At 53.7% G+C, this 5,324-nt stretch carries 2 tRNA genes and 3 rRNA genes; all 5 read left to right on the forward strand.

Going from position 1 to position 5,324, the window contains the following annotated elements:
• Positions 1-158 precede the first annotated feature (158 nt).
• Positions 159-1,696: ribosomal RNA gene (locus tag GHK24_RS13415) — 16S ribosomal RNA — on the forward strand.
• Between the two features lie 61 nt (positions 1,697-1,757).
• Positions 1,758-1,834 (forward strand) — tRNA-Ile (locus GHK24_RS13420).
• Positions 1,835-1,868: 34 nt separating this feature from the next.
• A tRNA-Ala gene (locus GHK24_RS13425) sits at positions 1,869-1,944 on the forward strand.
• Positions 1,945-2,185: 241 nt separating this feature from the next.
• Positions 2,186-5,074: ribosomal RNA gene (locus tag GHK24_RS13430) — 23S ribosomal RNA — on the forward strand.
• An 81-nt stretch (positions 5,075-5,155) separates the two neighbouring features.
• A 5S ribosomal RNA gene (rrf, locus tag GHK24_RS13435) occupies positions 5,156-5,269 on the forward strand.
• The 16S, 23S and 5S rRNA genes sit together here with 2 tRNA genes alongside, the layout of an rRNA operon.
• The last annotated feature ends 55 nt before the right edge of the window (positions 5,270-5,324 follow it).

Here is a 5,324-nt window from a genome sequence, read left to right on the forward strand (position 1 = left end):
AGTTCTTTAAAAACGAGACAATTGATAGGTGTGGGTGCTTGTCGAGGTGACCGGACGCGAGTTCGGGAGCAAAAAGAGACGAAGTGCTCGCACTGAAGTAATAGCGATCTTGGAGAGATTCGAGATTGCGACGTCAAGCGAGAGTTTTATCAGGAATTAAACTGAAGAGTTTGATCCTGGCTCAGATTGAACGCTGGCGGCATGCCTTACACATGCAAGTCGAACGGCAGCACGGGAGCAATCCTGGTGGCGAGTGGCGAACGGGTGAGTAATGCATCGGAACGTGCCCTGAAGTGGGGGATAACGTAGCGAAAGTTACGCTAATACCGCATATTCTGTGAGCAGGAAAGCAGGGGATCGCAAGACCTTGCGCTTTGGGAGCGGCCGATGTCGGATTAGCTAGTTGGTGGGGTAAAGGCCTACCAAGGCGACGATCCGTAGCGGGTCTGAGAGGATGATCCGCCACACTGGGACTGAGACACGGCCCAGACTCCTACGGGAGGCAGCAGTGGGGAATTTTGGACAATGGGCGAAAGCCTGATCCAGCCATGCCGCGTGAGTGAAGAAGGCCTTCGGGTTGTAAAGCTCTTTCGGCGGGGAAGAAATTGCTCAGGATAATACCCTGAGTAGATGACGGTACCCGAAGAAGAAGCACCGGCTAACTACGTGCCAGCAGCCGCGGTAATACGTAGGGTGCGAGCGTTAATCGGAATTACTGGGCGTAAAGCGTGCGCAGGCGGTTGTGTAAGACAGACGTGAAATCCCCGGGCTCAACCTGGGAACTGCGTTTGTGACTGCACGACTAGAGTGTGGCAGAGGGGGGTGGAATTCCACGTGTAGCAGTGAAATGCGTAGAGATGTGGAGGAACACCGATGGCGAAGGCAGCCCCCTGGGCCAATACTGACGCTCATGCACGAAAGCGTGGGGAGCAAACAGGATTAGATACCCTGGTAGTCCACGCCCTAAACGATGTCAACTAGGTGTTGGTGGGGTTAAACCCATTAGTGCCGTAGCTAACGCGTGAAGTTGACCGCCTGGGGAGTACGGCCGCAAGGTTAAAACTCAAAGGAATTGACGGGGACCCGCACAAGCGGTGGATGATGTGGATTAATTCGATGCAACGCGAAAAACCTTACCTACCCTTGACATGTCAGGAATCCTGAAGAGATTTGGGAGTGCCCGAAAGGGAGCCTGAACACAGGTGCTGCATGGCTGTCGTCAGCTCGTGTCGTGAGATGTTGGGTTAAGTCCCGCAACGAGCGCAACCCTTGTCATTAATTGCCATCATTTAGTTGGGCACTTTAATGAAACTGCCGGTGACAAACCGGAGGAAGGTGGGGATGACGTCAAGTCCTCATGGCCCTTATGGGTAGGGCTTCACACGTCATACAATGGTCGGTACAGAGGGTTGCCAAGCCGCGAGGTGGAGCCAATCCCAGAAAGCCGATCGTAGTCCGGATTGCAGTCTGCAACTCGACTGCATGAAGTCGGAATCGCTAGTAATCGCGGATCAGCATGTCGCGGTGAATACGTTCCCGGGTCTTGTACACACCGCCCGTCACACCATGGGAGCGGGTTCTGCCAGAAGTAGTTAGCCTAACCGCAAGGAGGGCGATTACCACGGCAGGGTTCGTGACTGGGGTGAAGTCGTAACAAGGTAGCCGTAGGGGAACCTGCGGCTGGATCACCTCCTTTCTAGAGCAACACTGACGCAAGTACCCACAACCTATCAATTGTCTCAAGCTGCGCAGACGGAGGGTCTGTAGCTCAGTCGGTTAGAGCACCGTCTTGATAAGGCGGGGGTCGTTGGTTCGATTCCAACCAGACCCACCAACGTCCGGGAAGCTAGGCGTTGCGTTATCAAGAAGGGGGATTAGCTCAGCTGGGAGAGCACCTGCTTTGCAAGCAGGGGGTCGTCGGTTCGATCCCGTCATCCTCCACCACCTCTGTAATGCGTCTAGCAAGTAGAGCCAAGCACATCGTGTGTGTTTTGCTCTGACTGCTAGTCAGTAAAAGTTACTGCGCTCTTTAAAAAAATGGAAGAAGGTTGTATCGCTGTCGCCGACAAGCATATGGCAGCGATACGGTTGTAATTGCATCGATCTCCTCTTACAGCTAGGAGGGGGTCGCACAAATGAGTTGCCCTGTGACTAAGGGTTCTTGCAAGAGAGCTCAAGGTTATAGGATCAAGCGAATAAGTGCATGTGGTGGATGCCTTGGCGATTACAGGCGAAGAAGGACGTGCAAGCCTGCGAAAAGCTCCGGGGAGCTGGCAATGAAGCTTTGATCCGGAGATGTCCGAATGGGGAAACCCACTCCGCAAGGAGTATCCCAGACTGAATACATAGGTCTGAGGAAGCGAACCCGGCGAACTGAAACATCTAAGTAGCCGGAGGAAAAGAAATCAACCGAGATTCCCAAAGTAGTGGCGAGCGAAATGGGACCAGCCTGCAAGTGATAGTCGAACTGTTAGCGGAGGACTCTGGAAAGTGTCGCCGTAGTGGGTGATAGCCCCGTACGCGAAAACAGATTGATGGTACTAAGCTTGCGACAAGTAGGGCGGGGCACGAGAAACCCTGTCTGAACATGGGGGGACCATCCTCCAAGGCTAAATACTCGTAATCGACCGATAGTGAACCAGTACCGTGAGGGAAAGGCGAAAAGAACCCCGGGAGGGGAGTGAAATAGATCCTGAAACCGCATGCATACAAACAGTGGGAGCCCCTTCGTGGGGTGACTGCGTACCTTTTGTATAATGGGTCAGCGACTTACGTTCAGTAGCGAGCTTAACCGAATAGGGGAGGCGTAGGGAAACCGAGTCTGATAAGGGCGAATAGTTGCTGGGCGTAGACCCGAAACCAAGTGATCTATCCATGGCCAGGATGAAGGTGCGGTAACACGCACTGGAGGTCCGAACCCACTAATGTTGAAAAATTAGGGGATGAGCTGTGGATAGGGGTGAAAGGCTAAACAAACTTGGAAATAGCTGGTTCTCTCCGAAAACTATTTAGGTAGTGCCTCAAGTATCACCGACGGGGGTAAAGCACTGTTATGGCTAGGGGGTCATCGCGACTTACCAAACCATTGCAAACTCTGAATACCGTTGAGTGCGAGCTTGGGAGACAGACATCGGGTGCTAACGTCCGGTGTCAAGAGGGAAACAACCCAGACCGCCGATTAAGGTCCCAAAGACATAGTTAAGTGGGAAACGAGGTGGGAAGGCTCAGACAGCCAGGAGGTTGGCTTAGAAGCAGCCATCCTTTAAAGAAAGCGTAATAGCTCACTGGTCGAGTCGTCCTGCGCGGAAGATGTAACGGGGCTCAAACTATGCACCGAAATCGCGGATATGTACCTAGTACATATGGTAGGAGAGCGTTCCGTAGGCCGTTGAAGGTGTCTCGTGAGGGATGCTGGAGGTATCGGAAGTGCGAATGCTGACATGAGTAGCGATAAAGGGAGTGAAAAGCTCCCTCGCCGAAAGCCCAAGGTTTCCTGCGCAACGTTCATCGGCGCAGGGTGAGTCGGCCCCTAAGGCGAGGCTGAAAAGCGTAGTCGATGGGAAACAGGTTAATATTCCTGTACCTCTTTGTAATGCGATGGGGGGACGGAGAAGGTTAGGTCAGCCGGGTGTTGGACGTCCCGGTTTAAGCGTGTAGGCGTGCCCTCTAGGCAAATCCGGAGGGCTTAGCTGAGGCGTGATGACGAGGTCTCATTGAGACCGAAGTGATTGATACCATGCTTCCAAGAAAAGCCTCTAAGCTTCAGTTACAGAGAGACCGTACCGCAAACCGACACAGGTGGGCAGGATGAAAATTCTAAGGCGCTTGAGAGAACTCAGGAGAAGGAACTCGGCAAATTAGCACCGTAACTTCGGGATAAGGTGCGCCCCAGTAGGTTGTAGAGCCTCGCGCTCGAAGGCCGAAGGGGTTGCAGTGAAATGGTGGCTGCGACTGTTTAATAAAAACACAGCACTCTGCAAACACGAAAGTGGACGTATAGGGTGTGACGCCTGCCCGGTGCCGGAAGGTTAAGTGATGGGGTGCAAGCTCTTGATCGAAGCCCCGGTAAACGGCGGCCGTAACTATAACGGTCCTAAGGTAGCGAAATTCCTTGTCGGGTAAGTTCCGACCTGCACGAATGGCGTAACGATGGCCACACTGTCTCCTCCTGAGACTCAGCGAAGTTGAAATGTTTGTGAAGATGCAATCTCCCCGCGGCAAGACGGAAAGACCCCATGAACCTTTACTGTAGCTTTGCATTGGACTTTGAACCGATCTGTGTAGGATAGGTGGGAGGCTTTGAAGCCGGGACGCTAGTTCCGGTGGAGCCAACCTTGAAATACCACCCTGGTTTGTTTGAGGTTCTAACCATGGCCCGTGAATCCGGGTCTGGGACCGTGCATGGCAGGCAGTTTGACTGGGGCGGTCTCCTCCCAAAAGGTAACGGAGGAGTACGAAGGTACGCTAGGTCCGGTCGGACATCGGACTGATAGTGCAATGGCATAAGCGTGCTTGACTGCGAGACCCACAAGTCGAGCAGGTACGAAAGTAGGTCATAGTGATCCGGTGGTTCTGTATGGAAGGGCCATCGCTCAACGGATAAAAGGTACTCTGGGGATAACAGGCTGATACCGCCCAAGAGTTCATATCGACGGCGGTGTTTGGCACCTCGATGTCGGCTCATCACATCCTGGGGCTGTAGCCGGTCCCAAGGGTATGGCTGTTCGCCATTTAAAGTGGTACGCGAGCTGGGTTTAAAACGTCGTGAGACAGTTTGGTCCCTATCTGCCGTGGGCGCTGGAAGTTTGAGAGGGCCTGCTCCTAGTACGAGAGGACCGGAGTGGACGAACCTCTGGTGTACCGGTTGTGACGCCAGTCGCATCGCCGGGTAGCTATGTTCGGAAGAGATAAACGCTGAAAGCATCTAAGCGTGAAACTCGCCTCAAGATGAGACTTCCCCGGGGACTTGATCCCCCTAAAGGGTCGTGGAAGACCACCACGTTGATAGGCTGGGTGTGGAAGCGCAGCAATGCGTTAAGCTAACCAGTACTAATTGCCCGTGCGGCTTGATCCTATAACCTTGCGCAACTCCCGCAATTACAACTAATTCCCCTTCTTCCAGACGTACGCCCTCACCGCGTGCGTTACAGTTTTGCTTGGCGGCCATAGCGCTTCGGACCCACCCCTTCCCATCTCGAACAGGACCGTGAAACGAAGTTGCGCCGATGATAGTGCACTTCCCGTGTGCGAAAGTAGGTCACCGCCAGGCTCCCATTCCGTCACCGCGCCCCTCATGCCCATAGGCATCGAGGGGCGTCGTGCGT

Source organism: Rhodocyclus gracilis, assembly GCF_009617575.1.
In the GTDB taxonomy this organism is placed as follows: Bacteria; Pseudomonadota; Gammaproteobacteria; order Burkholderiales; family Rhodocyclaceae; genus Rhodocyclus; species Rhodocyclus gracilis.